This window comes from Nocardioides sp., assembly GCF_047607365.1.
Lineage (GTDB): Bacteria > Actinomycetota > Actinomycetes > Propionibacteriales > Nocardioidaceae > Nocardioides.
Genome location: NZ_JASGDD010000214.1, coordinates 1 through 15551, shown reverse-complemented (window position 1 = coordinate 15551; position 15551 = coordinate 1). Strand labels below are relative to the sequence as shown.

At 70.7% G+C, this 15551-nt stretch carries 14 protein-coding genes; 6 read left to right on the top strand and 8 right to left on the bottom strand.

Annotation, left to right across the window (positions count from 1 at the left end):
* Window positions 1-1124: thymidine phosphorylase (locus QM572_RS16700; protein ID WP_415095102.1), on the bottom strand; the 1124-nt coding region annotated here is incomplete at its 3' end.
* A complete protein-coding gene (locus QM572_RS16695; protein WP_415095101.1) occupies window positions 1121-1522 on the bottom strand; it encodes a cytidine deaminase in 402 nt (133 codons plus the stop codon). The genes QM572_RS16695 and QM572_RS16700, both read right to left, overlap by 4 nt.
* Window positions 1523-1753: 231 nt before the next feature.
* Between QM572_RS16695 and QM572_RS16690 the strand changes: the two genes are divergently transcribed.
* The 4 genes from QM572_RS16690 (at window position 1754) to QM572_RS16675 (ending at window position 6927) form a co-directional block, all read left to right on the top strand.
* On the top strand, window positions 1754-2875 hold the full coding sequence (locus QM572_RS16690) for a BMP family lipoprotein (protein WP_415095100.1): 1122 nt from the start codon (window positions 1754-1756) through the stop codon (window positions 2873-2875).
* 76 nt (window positions 2876-2951) lie between these two features.
* Window positions 2952-4463: an ABC transporter ATP-binding protein gene (locus QM572_RS16685; protein ID WP_415095099.1), complete on the top strand. Its 1512-nt coding sequence runs from the start codon at window positions 2952-2954 to the stop codon at window positions 4461-4463.
* Entirely contained in the window at window positions 4460-5656 is a 1197-nt protein-coding gene (locus QM572_RS16680) for an ABC transporter permease (RefSeq protein ID WP_415095098.1), read from the top strand. The genes QM572_RS16685 and QM572_RS16680 overlap by 4 nt, the downstream gene beginning before the upstream one ends.
* Entirely contained in the window at window positions 5653-6927 is a 1275-nt protein-coding gene (locus tag QM572_RS16675) for an ABC transporter permease (protein WP_415095097.1), read from the top strand. Before QM572_RS16680 ends, QM572_RS16675 begins: the two co-directional genes overlap by 4 nt.
* On the opposite strand, the gene meaB is transcribed toward QM572_RS16675, so the two are convergent.
* The 6 genes from meaB to QM572_RS16645 all read right to left on the bottom strand — a co-directional run bounded on the left by meaB (window position 6912) and on the right by QM572_RS16645 (window position 13166).
* On the bottom strand, window positions 6912-7907 hold the full coding sequence (gene meaB / locus QM572_RS16670; protein ID WP_415095096.1) for a methylmalonyl Co-A mutase-associated GTPase MeaB: 996 nt from the start codon (window positions 7905-7907) through the stop codon (window positions 6912-6914). The two genes, QM572_RS16675 and meaB, sit on opposite strands and share 16 nt — an antisense overlap.
* 137 nt (window positions 7908-8044) lie before the next feature.
* Window positions 8045-8434 (bottom strand): DUF779 domain-containing protein, encoded by a 390-nt coding sequence (locus QM572_RS16665; protein WP_415095095.1) that lies wholly within the window; start codon window positions 8432-8434, stop codon window positions 8045-8047.
* Entirely contained in the window at window positions 8434-9957 is a 1524-nt protein-coding gene (adh, locus tag QM572_RS16660) for an aldehyde dehydrogenase (RefSeq protein WP_415095094.1), read from the bottom strand. The genes QM572_RS16665 and adh overlap by 1 nt, the downstream gene beginning before the upstream one ends.
* A gap of 63 nt (window positions 9958-10020) precedes the next feature.
* Window positions 10021-11265, bottom strand: coding sequence for a GAF domain-containing protein (locus tag QM572_RS16655; protein ID WP_415095093.1), 1245 nt, complete (start codon window positions 11263-11265; stop codon window positions 10021-10023).
* 51 nt (window positions 11266-11316) lie between these two features.
* On the bottom strand, window positions 11317-11727 hold the full coding sequence (locus tag QM572_RS16650; RefSeq protein ID WP_415095092.1) for a PPOX class F420-dependent oxidoreductase: 411 nt from the start codon (window positions 11725-11727) through the stop codon (window positions 11317-11319).
* Window positions 11724-13166, bottom strand: coding sequence for an MFS transporter (locus QM572_RS16645; RefSeq protein ID WP_415095091.1), 1443 nt, complete (start codon window positions 13164-13166; stop codon window positions 11724-11726). The genes QM572_RS16650 and QM572_RS16645 overlap by 4 nt, the downstream gene beginning before the upstream one ends.
* 87 nt (window positions 13167-13253) lie before the next feature.
* On the opposite strand from QM572_RS16645, the gene QM572_RS16640 reads away from it, so the two are divergent.
* Window positions 13254-13868, top strand: a complete 615-nt coding sequence (locus tag QM572_RS16640; protein ID WP_415095090.1) for a TetR/AcrR family transcriptional regulator — start codon at window positions 13254-13256, stop codon at window positions 13866-13868.
* Between the two features lie 140 nt (window positions 13869-14008).
* Complete coding sequence (locus QM572_RS16635) at window positions 14009-15421, top strand: CitMHS family transporter (protein WP_415095089.1); 1413 nt, start codon at window positions 14009-14011, stop codon at window positions 15419-15421.
* Window positions 15422-15551 lie beyond the last annotated feature (130 nt).

The following is a 15551-nucleotide window of genomic DNA, read 5'->3' as shown; positions in this document are numbered from 1 at the left end:
GCGTGCCAGACGACGCCGGCGCCGGGCGACACCGGGTCCTCCTTGCGGGCGCGGCCGGCGCCCAGCCGCCACGCGGCGAGGCCGACGGCCATGGCGTCGAGGCGGGTCAGCACGCCGGAGCTCGGCGCGGTCACGACATGCGTCTCCCTGGCCGTGGGCAGCGTCGCGTCGGGGTCGCCGCCCTGAGCCGCGATCATGGCCCGCCACGAGTCCATGGCGCGGCCCGAGGCGAGCACGTCGGCGGGGTCGACGTCGTCGACCCCCGCGCCGGCGAGCATCTCGCGGGCCAGGGCGAGCGTGAGCTCGACGACGTCGGCGGGCCCGCCGCCGGCGAGCACCTCCACCGACTCGGCGACCTCGAGGCCGTTGCCCGCGGTCAGGCCGAGGGGCGTGGACATGTCGGTGAGGAGCGCGACGGTGTGGACGCCGGCGTCGCCGCCGAGGTCCACCATGGTCCGCGCGAGCTCGCGCGCCTGGTCCAGCGACTTCATGAAGGCGCCGGTGCCGACCTTGACGTCGAGGACGAGCGAGCCCGTCCCCTCGGCGATCTTCTTGCTCATGATCGACGACGCGATGAGCGGGATCGCCTCGACCGTGCCGGTGACGTCGCGCAGGGCGTAGAGCTTCTTGTCCGCGGGCGCCAGACCGGCGCCCGCGGCGCAGATGACGGCGCCGACCGACTCCAGCTGGGCCATCATCTCCTCGTTGGTCAGCGATGCGCGCCAGCCCGGGATCGCCTCGAGCTTGTCGAGCGTGCCGCCGGTGTGGCCGAGGCCGCGGCCGGAGAGCTGCGGGACGGCGACGCCGCAGGCGGCGACGAGGGGCGCCAGGGGCAGGGTGATCTTGTCGCCGACTCCCCCGGTCGAGTGCTTGTCCGCCGTACGCCGGGAGAGGGAGTCGAACGACATCCGCTCGCCCGTCGCGATCATCGCGTTGGTCCACCGCGAGATCTCGCGCCGGTTCATGCCGTTGAGCAGGATGGCCATCGCGAGGGCGGACATCTGCTCGTCGGCGACGACGCCGTTGGTGTAGCTCTGGATCACCCAGTCGATCTGGCTGTCGGAGAGCTCGTGCCGGTCGCGCTTGGCGAGGATGACCTCGACCGCGTCGTGGCCGGCGCTCACGCGGTCACACTCGCGAGGTCCTCGGGGCCGAAGGCGTCGGGGAGCACCTCGGTCATCGGCTTCACGCCCGAGACGGTCCACAGCAGCATGGCCGGGCCGCCGTTCTCCCACAGCAGCTGGCGACAGCGTCCGCAGGGCATGATCACCTCGCCGTCACCGTTGACGCAGACGACGTGGGTGAAGCGGCCGCCGCCGGTGATGTGCAGCTGGCTGACCAGCCCGCACTCGGCGCACAGCGTGACGCCGTACCCCGCGTTCTCGACGTTGCAGCCCGTGAGGACGCGCCCGTCCTCGGTGATGCCGGCGACGCCGACCCGGTAGTTGGAGTAGGGGGCATACGCGTGCGTCGCGGCCTGCACGGCCTGCTGGCGCAGGGCCTCCCAATCGAAGTCAGCCATAGCGCGCAAGCCTGACAGCGCCGCACGCTCCGAACAAGTCGAACAAACGTCTCAACTCCCGGCCCGGCATGAAACGTTTGTTACAGCCAGCGAAACAATTGTCGCAACTACGTAACACCTGAACAGATCCTGAGGGCTTTCCCTCCACGAGGGCCCCGACTCGGTTAGGTTGGCGCATCGCCCGCGGTGGGAGCCGGGGGGAACGACAATCCTGGACGCCTGGAGGCAACCGTGAACAAGATTCAGAAGGTGACGGTCAGCGGTCTCGCCGGCCTGCTCGCCACCGCGACGCTCGCTGCGTGTGGCAGCAGCTCGGACAGCTCCGACGGCGCGACCGACAGCGCCACGAAGACCGACTTCCTGCCCTGCATGGTCTCGGACGCCGGCGGCTTCGACGACCACTCGTTCAACGAGCTCGGCTACGACGGCCTCAAGAAGGCGGCGGAGGAACTTGGTTCGGACGAGCGGCATGTTGAGTCGAGCGCCGACACCGACTACGCCCCGAACATCGACAACCTCGTGTCCGAGGGCTGCGACCTGATCATCACCGTCGGGTTCAACCTCGCCTCGGCGACCAAGGACGCCGCGAAGGCCAACCCGGACGTCAAGTTCGTCCTCATCGACGACGCCGCCGACGGTGGCGACGACGGCAACACCTACGATGGCAAGGCCGACCAGCCGAACATCAAGCCGCTCCTCTACAACACCGCCCAGGCCGCGTTCCTCGCGGGCTACGCCTCGGCGAGCTACAGCAAGGCCGGCATCGTCGGCACCTACGGCGGCATGAACTTCCCGACCGTCTCGATCTTCATGGACGGCTTCGCCCAGGGCGTCGACTACTACAACGCCCAGAAGGGCAAGACCGTCAAGGTCGTCGGCTGGGACGAGGAGAAGCAGGACGGTGCGTTCACCGGCGGCTTCGAGGCCAACAACAAGGCCACCCAGACCGCTCAGCAGATCATCGACCAGGGCGCGGACGTCATCCTCCCCGTCGGTGGCCCGATCTACCAGGGCGCGCTGACCGTCATCAAGAACAACCCCGACAAGGGCATCGTGATGCTCGGTGTCGACGCCGACGTCTTCGAGACCGACCCGACCACCGACGACTACATCCTGACCTCGGTCGAGAAGAAGATCGACACCGGTGTCTACTCGGTCGTCAAGGACGCCGCGGAGAACCCCGACAGCTTCGACTTCACGCCCTACATCGGCACGCTGGAGAACGACGGCGTCGGCATCGCGCCGTTCCACAACTACGAGGACAAGGTCGACTCCGGTCTGGCCGACGAGCTCGACACGATCAAGGCCGGCATCATCGACGGCTCGATCCCGGTCAAGTCCTACCTCGACTGATCAGTCCCACCACGTCGCGAGGGGGGCCGGCTCGTCCGGCCTCCCTCGTGCGTTCTCCCCCCTAGGATCAGGTGACATGAAGCTCGTCCTCAAGGACATCACGAAGCGGTTCGGGTCGCTCGTCGCGAACGACAGGATCAACCTCACCGTCGAGCCCGGCGAGATCCACTGCCTCCTCGGCGAGAACGGCGCCGGCAAGTCGACGCTGATGAACGTCCTCTACGGCCTCTACCAGGCCGACGAGGGCCAGATCCTCCTCGACGACGAGGTCCAGCGCTTCTCCGGACCGGGCGACGCGATCGCCGCCGGCATCGGCATGGTCCACCAGCACTTCATGCTCATCCCCGTCTTCACGGTCGCCGAGAACGTCATGCTCGGCCACGAGAGCACCGGCTTCGCCGGCTCCCTCGACCTCGACGCGGCGCGCGCCAAGGTCCGCGAGATCTCCGGCCGCTTCGGCTTCCAGGTCGACCCCGACGCGCTCATCGAGGATCTCCCCGTCGGCGTGCAGCAGCGGGTCGAGATCATCAAGGCGCTCTCGCACGACGCCCAGGTGCTCGTCTTCGACGAGCCCACCGCGGTCCTGACGCCGCAGGAGACCGACGAGCTGATGGGCACGATGCACCAGCTCAAGGAGGCCGGCACCGCGATCGTCTTCATCACCCACAAGCTGCGCGAGGTCCGCGAGGTTGCCGACCGGATCACCGTCGTACGCCTCGGGAAGGTGGTCGGCGAGGCCGACCCCAGCGCGACCAACGCCGAGCTCGCCTCGATGATGGTCGGCCGGCCCGTCGAGCTGACCGTCCAGAAGAAGCCCGCCGAGCCCGGTCCCGACGCGCTCGTCGTCTCCGATCTCACCATCCTCGACGCCGCCGGACACCCGCAGGTCGACGGCATCTCCTTCGCCATCCGCGCCGGCGAGGTGCTCGCGGTCGCGGGCGTCCAGGGCAACGGCCAGACCGAGCTCACCGAGGCGCTGCTCGGACTCCAGTCCCACACCACCGGGTCGATCAAGCTCAACGGCAAGGAGCTCGTCGGGCGCTCCGTGCGCAGCATCCTCGACGAGGGCGTCGGCTTCATCCCGGAGGACCGCAACGAGGAGGGCCTCGTGGCTGCGTTCACCATCGCGGAGAACCTCATCCTCAACCGCACCAACGGCGCCCCCTTCGTGCGGCGCGGTGCGGTGCAGCGCAAGGCGCGCGACGAGTTCGCCCAGATCAAGCTGAAGGAGTACGACGTCCGCGCCCCCGGGATCACGACGCTGGCCTCCCAGCTCTCGGGCGGAAACCAGCAGAAGGTCGTGGTCGCCCGGGAGCTCTCCCGCGACCTGACCCTCCTGGTCGCCGCCCAGCCGACCCGCGGCGTCGACGTCGGGTCGATCGAGTTCATCCACAAGCAGATCGTGGCGACGCGCGACGCGGGCGTCCCCGTCATCGTGGTCTCGACCGAGCTCGACGAGGTCGTCGCGCTCGCGGACCGGATCATGGTGCTCTACCGCGGCCAGGTGGTCGGCATCGTGCCGGCCGACACCCCCCGAGACGTCCTCGGCCTGATGATGACCGGCGAGCGGCCGGAGGAGGTCGCATGAGCGACACGACCACCCCCACCACCCCGAGCCCGGCGCCGCCGGACCGCAACGCCCGCTGGCGCGAGGTCGGCCGCGAGATCGTGGCCGGCAACGCCATGGTCTCCTTCCTCGCGCTCCTCCTGGCCGTCGTCGTCGGATCGCTCCTCATCGGCCTGACCAGCGCGGACGTGCGCGACTCGTTCGGCTCCTCCGACTTCCTCTCGAAGTTCTGGGAGACCATCACCGGCGCCTACGACTCGCTCTTCAAGGGCGCCATCTGGAACGCCGACGGCAAGAACTTCGACTTCCAGATCCGCCCGCTGACCGAGACCCTCAAGTTCGCCGGGCCGCTCATCGCGGCCGGCCTCGGCGTGGGCCTGGCCTTCCGCGCGGGCATGTTCAACATCGGCGGCCGTGGCCAGATGATCATGGCGGGCGCCTTCGCCGGCTGGATCGGCTTCAAGCTGGACCTACCGACGATCATCCACCTGCCGCTGGCGATCATCGTCGGCATGGTTGCCGGCGCGCTGTGGGCCGGCCTCGCGGGCCTGATCAAGGCGCGCACCGGCGCGCACGAGGTGATCCTCACGATCATGCTCAACTACATCGCCTACTACCTCGTCTTCTTCGCGCTGACCAAGAAGAACCTGCTGCAGGCGCCGGGCTCGGACAACCCGAAGTCGCTGCCGATGAAGGACAGCGCCACCCTGCCGAAGATCGCGGGAGACCACTTCAACCTCCACCTCGGCTTCGTGCTCGCGCTCGTCGGCGTGGCGGTGACCTGGTGGATCCTGAACCGGTCCGCGCTCGGCTACCAGATGCGCGCGGTGGGCCTCAACCCGACCGCCGCGCAGGCCGCCGGCATCAACGTCGGCCGGATCTACGTCGTCACGATGACGATCGCCGGCGCGCTCATCGGCCTGGCCGGCGTCAACCAGGTGCTCGGCACCGTCCCGAGCGGCGTCGGCACCGACGTCGACGCGGGCATCGGCTTCGACGCCATCACCGTCGCCCTGCTCGGCCGGTCGCGGCCGCTGGGCATCCTCGCCGCGGGACTGCTCTTCGGCGCGTTCAAGGCCGGCGGCTTCGCGATGCAGGCCTCCCAGGGCATCTCGGTCGACATCGTGCTCGTCGTCCAGTCGCTCATCGTCCTCTTCATCGCCGCGCCCCCGCTCGTGCGCGCGATCTTCCGCCTGCCGAAGGAGTCGAAGTGACCACCGTCCAGACGGATCTGGCGCACTCGGCGCCCATCGTCCGCACCCGCGACTGGAAGGGGCCGATCGTCTTCGGCGCCCTGATCGTCCTGCTCGCCGCGGCCCTCGTGCTCGGCGACCAGACCGGCTCGACGACGTACCGGCTCGCGGCGGAGAACGACTTCTTCTCCCTGCCCGAGGTGAGCCTGTCCGTCGGCGGCGCCTGCTGGGTCGTGGTCGTCCTGCTCCTGGCCTGTCTCGGCTTCGCGATCTGGCGCTCGCTCCAGGCCCTCACGCTGCCGCTCTGGCTCGCCGCGGTGTTCGCGGTGCTGTGGCTGGTGGGCCTGCTCACGTGGGCCGCCGCCGGCGGCACCATCCCGGTCGTGGGCCTCCTCGCCGGCGCGATCGCGCTCGCGGTCCCGCTGGTCTTCGGGGCGCTCGCCGGCGTGCTCGGCGAGCGGGCCGGCGTGGTCAACATCGCGATCGACAGCCAGCTCCTGCTCGGCGCGTTCGGCGCGGCGCTGGTCGGCTCGCTCACCCACTCGGCCTTCGCCGGGCTCATCGCGGCGATGGTGGCGGGCTCCCTCATCGCCCTGATCCTCGGCGTCTTCGCGATCACCTACTTCGTCGACCAGGTCATCGTCGGCGTGGTGCTCAACGTGCTCGTCACCGGGCTGACGAACTTCCTCTACTCCGAGGTGCTCACCGAGGACTCGGCGAAGCTCAACTCGCCGCCGTCGCTGCACGTCCACGCGATCCCCGTGCTGGGCGACCTGCCGCTGATCGGTCCGATCCTGTTCCGCCAGACGGTCATCGTCTATCTCATGTACGTCGTCGTGGTGCTCGTCGCCTGGGCGCTCTACCGCACCAAGTGGGGCCTGCGGGTCCGCGCGGTCGGCGAGCACCCGCGCGCCGCGGACACGGTCGGCATCAAGGTCAACCGCACCCGCTACACGACCATCCTCATCGCCGGCGCCATCGCGGGCATCGGCGGCGCGTTCTACACCCTCGTGTCGGTCTCGCAGTTCAACCGCGAGCTGACCGGCGGCGCGGGCTACATCGCCCTCGCGGCGGTCATCTTCGGCAAGTGGGACCCCGTCCGCGCGACGCTGGCGGCGCTGCTCTTCGGCTTCGCCTCCAACCTCGAGGGCGTGCTCTCGGTCATCGGGTCGCCGCTGCCGAGCCAGTTCATGCTGATGCTGCCCTACCTCGTCACGATCTTCGCCGTGGCCGGTCTGGTCGGGAAGTCCCGCGCGCCCGCCGCGGACGGCATCCCCTACAAGGTGGGTTGAGGCTTTTCGTCGAAGGCGGCGAGGAGCTGGTCGGCGGCGACGGTCGCGGCGAGCTCCCCCGCCAGCAGGCGGTCGCGGAGGTCGTCGCGGATGGCCTTCACGCCGGGGCTGTGCCGCAGCCGCTGCTCGAGCTCGTCGCGCACGAGGGCCCAGGTGAAGTCGAGCTGCTGGTGCGCCCGCTTGTCCGCGAGCCCGGCCTCCCCCAGGTGCTCCCGGTGCGCGAGCACCTGGTCCCAGACCCCGTCGACGCCGTCGTCGGCAAGAGCGCTGGCGGTGACCACCGGCGGCGTCCACGCCTCCATCCCCCGCACCAGGCGCAGCGCGCCGGAGAGCTCCCGGGCGGCGGCGCGGGCCTCGGTCTGACGCTGGACGTCATCGGGATCTGCTTTGTTGACGGCGATCACGTCCGCCATTTCCAGGATGCCCTTCTTGATCCCCTGGAGCTGGTCGCCGGTGCGCGCGATGGTGAGGAAGAGGAAGGTGTCGACCATGCCGGCCACCGTCACCTCCGACTGACCGACGCCGACCGTCTCGACGAGGATGACGTCGTACCCCGCCGCCTCGAGGACGGCCATCGCCTGCACGGTCGCACGGGCGACGCCGCCGAGGGTGCCCGCGGAGGGCGACGGCCGGATGAAGGCCCTCGGCTCCACGCTCAGCCGGGACATGCGGGTCTTGTCCCCCAGCACCGAGCCGCCGGTGCGCACGGACGACGGGTCCACGGCGAGTACGCCGACGCGATGGCCGGCCGCCGTCAGGCGCATGCCCAGCGCCTCGATGAACGTGGACTTCCCGACGCCCGGGACGCCCGAGACGCCGACCCGCACCGCGTCACCGTCCGGCAGGCCGGCGAGCAGCTCGCGAGCCTGCTCGCGGTGCTTGGTCGCCGTGGACTCGACCAGCGTGATCGCGCGGGAGATCGCCGCCCGCTGCCCGTCCGCGATGCCGTCGAGCAAGGCCTGCAGCTTCGCGTCGGTCATGGCCAAACCTTAGAGGTCGCGCGGGTAGGGCGTCCGTCGCGATGCCGCCGCGGGCAGAGCGTGCGCCCGATCCACCCGGCACGCCGACGCGATCGGCGTGTCGCGGCGGCGAGGCGCACGAACGGGCCGCCCTCGGCTCAGGCGAGGGCGAGGGCCTCCTCGTCGGTGAGCAGTCGCGAGCGGAGCAGGAAGCGGATCCCCATCGGGGCCTCGAGCGAGAAGCCGGCTCCCCGTCCGGGCACGACGTCGATGGTGAGGTGGGTGTGGGACCAGTAGGCGAACTGCTCGCGGGACATCCAGACCTCGACGGGCCGACCGGTGTCGCCGACGTCGAGGGTCCCGAGGAGGACGTCGGCGTCGCTGGTGATGAAGTCGCCGTCGGGGAAGCACATCGGCGCCGACCCGTCGCAGCAGCCGCCGGACTGGTGGAACATCACCGGCCCGTGATCGGCCTGCAGCCGCCGTACGACGTCGGCGGCTGCAGGCGTGATCGCGACCCGGGACGCGGCGTCCGGCGCCACGGCCATCAGAAGAAGCCGAGGGCGTCGGGCGAGTAGGAGACCAGGAGGTTCTTGGTCTGCTGGTAGTGCTCGAGCATCATCAGGTGGTTCTCCCGGCCGATGCCCGAGGACTTGTAGCCGCCGAACGCCGCGTGCGCCGGGTAGGCGTGGTAGTTGTTCGTCCACACCCGGCCCGCCTGGATCGCGCGGCCGGCGCGGTAGGCGGTGTTGATGTCGCGCGACCACACGCCGGCGCCCAGGCCGTAGAGCGTGTCGTTGGCCGTCTCGATCGCGTCGTCGAAGTCGCTGAACCTCGCCACCGACACCACCGGCCCGAAGATCTCCTCCTGGAAGATCCGCATCTTGTTGTTCCCCTCGAAGATCGTCGGCGCGACGTAGAAGCCCTCCGACAGGTCGCCGCCGAGGTCCACGCGCTCGCCGCCGGTGACGATGCGAGCGCCCTCGTCCTGGCCGATCTGGATGTAGGAGAGGATCTTCTCGAGCTGGTCGTTGCTCGCCTGGGCGCCGATCATCGTGGCGTCGTCGAGCGGGTTGCCCTGCACGATCTTCTTGACCCGGTCGGTGCCCGCCGAGAGGAAGAGGTCGTAGATCGAGTCCTGGATCAGGGCGCGGCTCGGGCAGGTGCAGACCTCGCCCTGGTTGAGGGCGAACATCGCGAAGCCCTCGAGTGCCTTGTCCTGGAAGGCGTCGTCCTTGTCGAGCACGTCGGCGAAGAAGATGTTCGGGCTCTTGCCGCCGAGCTCCAGGGTGACCGGGATGAGGTTCTGGCTGGCGTACTGCATGATCAGGCGGCCGGTGGTGGTCTCGCCGGTGAAGGCGATCTTGCGGATCCGGTTGGAGGAGGCGAGCGGCTTGCCCGCCTCGACGCCGAAGCCGTTGACGATGTTGACCACGCCCGCCGGGAGCAGGTCGGCGATCAGCTCGATCAGCACCATGATCGAGGCCGGGGTCTGCTCGGCCGGCTTGATCACGACGGCGTTGCCCGCGGCCAGCGCGGGGGCCAGCTTCCAGACCGCCATGAGGATCGGGAAGTTCCACGGGATGATCTGGCCCACGACGCCCAGGGGCTCGTGGAAGTGGTAGGCGATCGTGTTCTCGTCGATCGGGCTGGCGGTGCCCTCCTGGGCGCGGATCGCGCCGGCGAAGTAGCGGAAGTGGTCCACCGCCAGCGGCAGGTCGGCGGCCTTGGTCTCCCGGACCGGCTTGCCGTTGTCCCAGGTCTCGGCGACGGCGAGCAGCTCGAGGTTCTCCTCGATCCGGTCGGCGATCTTGTTGAGGATCACCGCGCGCTCGGCGGGACTGGTCTTCCCCCACGCCGGGGCGGCGGCGTGGGCGGCGTCGAGGGCGAGCTCGATGTCCTCGGCGGTGGAGCGGGCGACCTCGCAGAAGGGCTTGCCGTTGACCGGCGAGACGTTCTCGAAGTACTGCCCCTTGACCGGCGCGACCCACTCGCCGCCGATCCAGTTCTCGTAGCGTGACTTGAAGGAGACGACGCTGTCGGCGGTCCCCGGCTGTGCGTAGATGGTCATGGATGTGACGCTAGACACACCGCCGTTGCAGCAACGTTGCAGCGCCGGGAGCGCCCGGAGGGCTCAGCGCAGGTCGCGCTCCAGGGCCGCGAGGTGTGCGCGCACGCGGTCGCCCCGGGGCGAGGCGGGACCCAGGACGTCGTACGCCGCCTGCCAGATCTCCCAGTCGTCGCGCCCGTGCTCGGTGTCGGCGAAGCGGAGCAGCGCGTCGGGGTCGCCCGCCCGCAGCAGGCGGTCGCGGAGCTCGGCGCGCAGGCGCGCGCGGAGCCGCCGGATGCCCGGCGCGTCGGAGAGCGGGAGCAGGTCGCCGCGGTAGAGGTCGACCGCGCCGCCGACGTCACCGCTCGCGAGCCGCTCGCGCAGCGTGTCGACGTCGGTGCGGATCCGCGGGTCGATCCGGTAGGGCCTCGCCTCGAGTGCGAGCCCCATCCCCGCCAGCGCGGCGCGGAGCCGGGAGAGCTCCGCGCGCAGCGTGACCGCGGCGAGGTCCTCGTCGGAGAGCGCGACGGCGAGCTCGTCGCCGGTGAGGCCGTCGCGGTGGGCGGCGAGCAGGACCAGCAGCTCGGTGTGCCGCAGGCTCAGCCTGCTGGTGCCGCGCTCGCCCTCGAGGATGCCGGCGGGGACGCCGAGCGCGCGCAGCTGGACGGTCTCGCGGCCGGCGCCGTCGCCCGGCCGGGTGAGCCGGTGGAGCTGGAGCTCCCGCTCCACCGCCGCCACGGTCGCCCGGACGACGGACAGCGCGTGGGGGCCCGCGACGTCGTCGCCGCCGGTGAGGTCGAGGGCGCCGAGGATCGCGCCCGTGTCGGGGTCGTGGATCGGGGCCGCCGCGCAGCTCCACGGCGTGACCGGCCGAAGGAGGTGCTCGGCCGCGAAGATCTGGACCGGCCGGTCGAGCGCGAGCGCCGTGCCCGGCGCATTGGTGCCGGCGTGGGCCTCGCTCCAGGTGGCCCCCTCGGCGAAGTGGATGGACTCCATCCGCCGGCGCAGGGCCGCCGGGCCCTCGACCCACATCAGTCGCCCGGCGGCGTCCGAGACGGCGACGAGGAGTCCCGCGTCGCCCGCGTCCTCGACGAGCAGCCTCCTGATGACGGGCATCGCGACCGCGAGCGGATGCTGCGTCCGCCAGGCCTCCAGCGTCTCGCGGTCGAGGTCCATCGGCGCCAGCCCCCGCTCGGGGTCCAGGCCGTCCGCGAGGCTGCGTCGCCACGACTCCGCGATCAGCGGGCGCACGCGCGGGTCCGCCCGGCCGGTGCTCAGGAAGGCGTCGTGCGCCAGCTCCAGCTCGGCCCGCGGTGCCGGAATCGCCATTCGATCGCTCCTGTGACGTACGTCTCACCCCGAGCGTACGCCAGGAGCCTCTCAGCCGTTGGTGGTGATGTGCCAGGGGGTGAGCACGACCTCGTAGCGGTGGTCGTCGAGCTCGACGTAGTCCGTCGGGTCGGCGCCGTAGCGGGCGAAGACCCGCTCGAGGAACGACTTGTCCGGGTCGGGGCGCAGCTCGGCGGTGGCGCGGACCTCGAGCGTGTGGAAGGGATTGGCGGGATCCACGAAGAAGAACCCGACGTCGGTGTTGGCGCTGAGGTTCTTGAACTTCTGCCGCGTGTCGCTGATCGACGTCTTGAGCAGGCCGTCCTCGACGATGAACCACACGGCGGTGGTCTGCGGACGGCCCTTCGCGTCGAGGGTGACGAAGGCGGCGACGCCGGTCGCGTCGAGCAGGTCGTGGTGCGAGTCGGGGACGAGGTCCCGGATGTTCTGGCTGTCGGTCATGCGGGCACAACGACCGCCGTGGGCTCCCTCTTCCCGGCGAGGCCGGCCATCACCGCGGCCGCGGCGAAGAAGAGCGCCGCCAGGCCGAACGCGAGCTCGTAGGCACCCTCGTTCGCGAGGGTCACCGAGCCGCCGCCGGGCAGCGCATGGGTGGTGACGTCGCTGGTGAGGACGGTGATGACGAGCGCCGACCCGATCGCGCCGCCGACGGTGCGCATGATCGAGTTGATGGAGTTGGCGATGCCGGTCTCGTGGTGCTCGACGTTGCTCACGAGCAGCGCCGGCATCGACGCGTAGGCGATCGCGATCGCGCTGTTGCCGACGATGAGCGCGACGATCACCTCGGCCTCGGTGCCGTGCAGCGCCAGGAGCAGCACCATCCCGGCCACGCCGACGAGGCTCGCCAGCAGCAGGACGTGACGCGGGCCGACCGCGTGGACCAGGCGGCCGGCGATCGGGCCCATGAGCATCGACACCACCGCGCCGGGCAGCATGAACACCACGCTCGTGCGCAGCACGCTCGCCCCGAAGCCGAAGCCGGCGAGCTGCTCGGGCGTCTGGACGAAGTAGGTCGCGCCGAGGAAGACCGCGAACATCGCGAAGCCGACGCACAGGCTGGCGAGGTTGGTGGCCAGGACCGGGCGGTGAGACAGCAGCCGCGTGGCGACGAGCGGCTCCGGCGTACGGTCCTGGAGGAGGACGAACCCGACCAGGACGACGGCGGCGAGCGCGAAGAGCCCGATGACGCGAGCCGAGCCCCAGCCCCACTCGTGGCCCTGGGAGATCGGGAGCAGCAGCGCGACCAGGCCGATCGCGAGGACGAGGGCGCCCAGGTAGTCGACCCGCCCGCCCTGGCCGGCGCGACGCGGCAGTGCGAGGACCGCGGCGACGAGGACGGCCGCGGAGAGCACCACGCAGAGCCAGAAGATCCGGCGGTAGTCGGCGTCGCCCTGGGTGAGCAGGCCGGTCGCGACCAGCGCGACACCCGAGCCGACGCCGAGCGCCGAGGCGGTGATCGCCATGCCGGGGACGAGCCGCTCGTGCGGCAGCTCGTGGCGCAGCACGCTGATCGCCAGCGGGAAGAGCCCGAAGCTGGCGCCCTGGAGCACGCGGGCGACGATGAGCCACTCGATGGAGTGCGTGGTCGCCGCCAGCAGGCTGCCGGCGAGGGTGACGGCGAGCGCGGCCACGACGAGCGGCTTCTGCCCGTAGACGTCGCCGAGGCGGCCGAGCAGCGGCGTGACCGCCGAGGCGGTGAGCATCGTGGCGGTGGTGACCCACCCGACGGTGGTCGCCGAGGCGTCGAGCTGGCTCGCGATCTGGGTCAGCACCGGCACGACCAGCGTCTGGATCATCGAGAGCAGGAAGACCGCCGCCGCCATCGTGGGCAGCACGAGGCGGGCGCGCGGGGACGCGGTCGAGGTCGTCGAGAGGGACATGGGCATGAGCGTACGCATGAAATCGACACTATGTCGATTTATGTCGACGATACGTCGAGCGTCTGACGAGGGACTACCGTGGCCCGCATGCAGGAGACCCGCGTACGCCGTCGGGCTGGCCGCTCGAAGGGCGACCAGCGCGAGGACCGGATCCTCGACGCCACGCGCGAGCTGCTGGCGGGCAAGTCGATGGCGGCCGTCACGATCGACGACATCGCGGCGGCGGCGGGGATCTCGCGGACGACGTTCTACTTCTACTTCCCGGGCAAGCAGGCGGTCCTGGCCCGGCTCATGGAGCAGGTGGGCGACCGCTTCGCGCAGACCCATGGCTGGCTGGCGTCCGAGGGCCCCTCGCCCGCGCAGCTGGGCGAGCAGCTCGCCGGCGCGGCGGCGCTGTGGCGGGAGAACCGGCCGATCATGGCCTGCTCCCTGGCGGGATTCGGCGACGACTACCCTCCGCTGGTCGCCTTCCTGGCCGAGACCCAGCAGCGGTTCGTGTCGGGCCTGGCCGCGAAGATCGAGCGCGACCGGGCCGCCGGGCTCGCCCCGGCCGGGATCGGAGCGCACACGCTGGCCGGCATGGTCGAGGCGATGCGCGAGGCCCGGCTGGCCGAGCTGGCGGAGCTGCCCGCCTCCGCCACGGACGAGGGCCTCGAGGAGCTGGTCGAGGCGGTGCTGCGGCTCATCTACGGCCGCTGGTGAGCCTCCGCCACCGCGCACAATGCGCGAAAAGCTACTTACGCACGCAACCGTGACTGTGATCCAGGTAACAGCCGACACTCGTGGCAGAGCGGGCCGCCGGGCAACGGCGCCCGGGCCGCACGAGTCGAGGAGAGCACGAGATGTTGGTTGCGCTGGGGCTGGCGATGGTCGCCACGTTCATGTTCCTGATCATCACCAAGCGAGCCACCCCGGTGGTGGCGCTCATCCTGGTCCCGATCGCCTTCGGCCTCTTCGCCGGAGCCGGCCTGGACCTCAGCGACATGGTCACCGACGGCATCGCGAGCCTGGCGCCCACCGCCGCGATGCTCTTCTTCGCGATCGTCTTCTTCGGCGTCATGATCGACGTCGGGCTGTTCGACCCCGTGGTGCGGGTGGTGATCCGGCTGGTCGGGCGCGACCCCGCCCGCCTGGTCGTCGGCACCGCGATCCTCGCGATGGTCGTCTCGCTCGACGGCGACGGATCGACCACGTACATCATCACGACCGCCGCCCTGCTTCCCCTCTACCTCAAGCTCCGCATGAGCCCCGTGGTGCTCACCGTCGTCGCCGGCCTCGCCAACGGCACCATGAACATCCTGCCGTGGGGCGGCCCGACCGCCCGTGCGGCGAGCGCGCTGAAGATCGACACCAACGACATCTTCGTGCCAATGCTCCCGGCACTGGCCGTGTCGCTGCTGGTCGTGCTGGCCTTCGCGTTCCACCTCGGCGTCCTCGAGCGCCGCCGGATCGGCTTCCTCGAGCTGAGCCCCTCGGTCGCGATGCCGCGCGAGGAGATGCTCGTCGGCACCTCCGCGGGTACGCCGAGCGGCCGGTCCGGCCGTCCGGGCACCGGCTCCGCCGGGCTGGGCGGGGACGACGCCGTCGAGGTGGGCGGCAGCGCCTTCACCGGCGTCCTCGACCCGAGCCGGTCGACGCTGCGTCCTCGCCTCATCTGGGTGAACGCCGCGCTCACCGTGGCCCTGCTCGCGATCCTCGGCGCCGACGTCGTCGCGATCCCCGTCCTCTTCATGGTCTTCGCCGGCCTCGCGCTGGCGATCAACTTCCCGCACATCAAGGACCAGCAGGAGGCGATCACCCGGCACAGCTCGAGCATCGTCTCCGTGGTCGCGATGGTCCTGGCCGCGGCCGTCCTCACCGGCGTCTTCAGCGGCACCGGCATGGTGGACGCGATCGCCGAGTGGATCACCTCGGGGATCCCGTCGTGGATGGGTCCGCACCTGGCGGTGGTGACCGGCCTGCTGTCGATGCCGCTGACCTTCCTGATGAGCAACGACGCCTTCTACTACGGCGTGCTGCCCGTGCTGTCCCAGACCGCCGCCGGCTACGGCATCGACCCGGCCGAGATGGCGCGCGCCTCGATCACCGGCCAGCCGGTCCACATGCAGAGCCCGCTCGTCCCGGCTATCCTGCTGCTCGTCTCGCTGGCCGGCGTCGGCATCGGCGACCACCACAAGAAGGTGCTCTGGCGGGCGGCCGTGGTGTCGCTGGTGATGCTGGGCATGGGCATGCTGATCGGCGCCATCCCGTTCTGACCGGAGCCCTAGGGTGTGTTGATCGATTCGGCGCCGTCGCGAGCGGCGTCCAGCGCGTGCGCTGGCAAGGCGGAGCGAGGAGCGATGCCGGAGGCATCGCGACGAGTGACAACGCCGCCAGGGCGCGTGC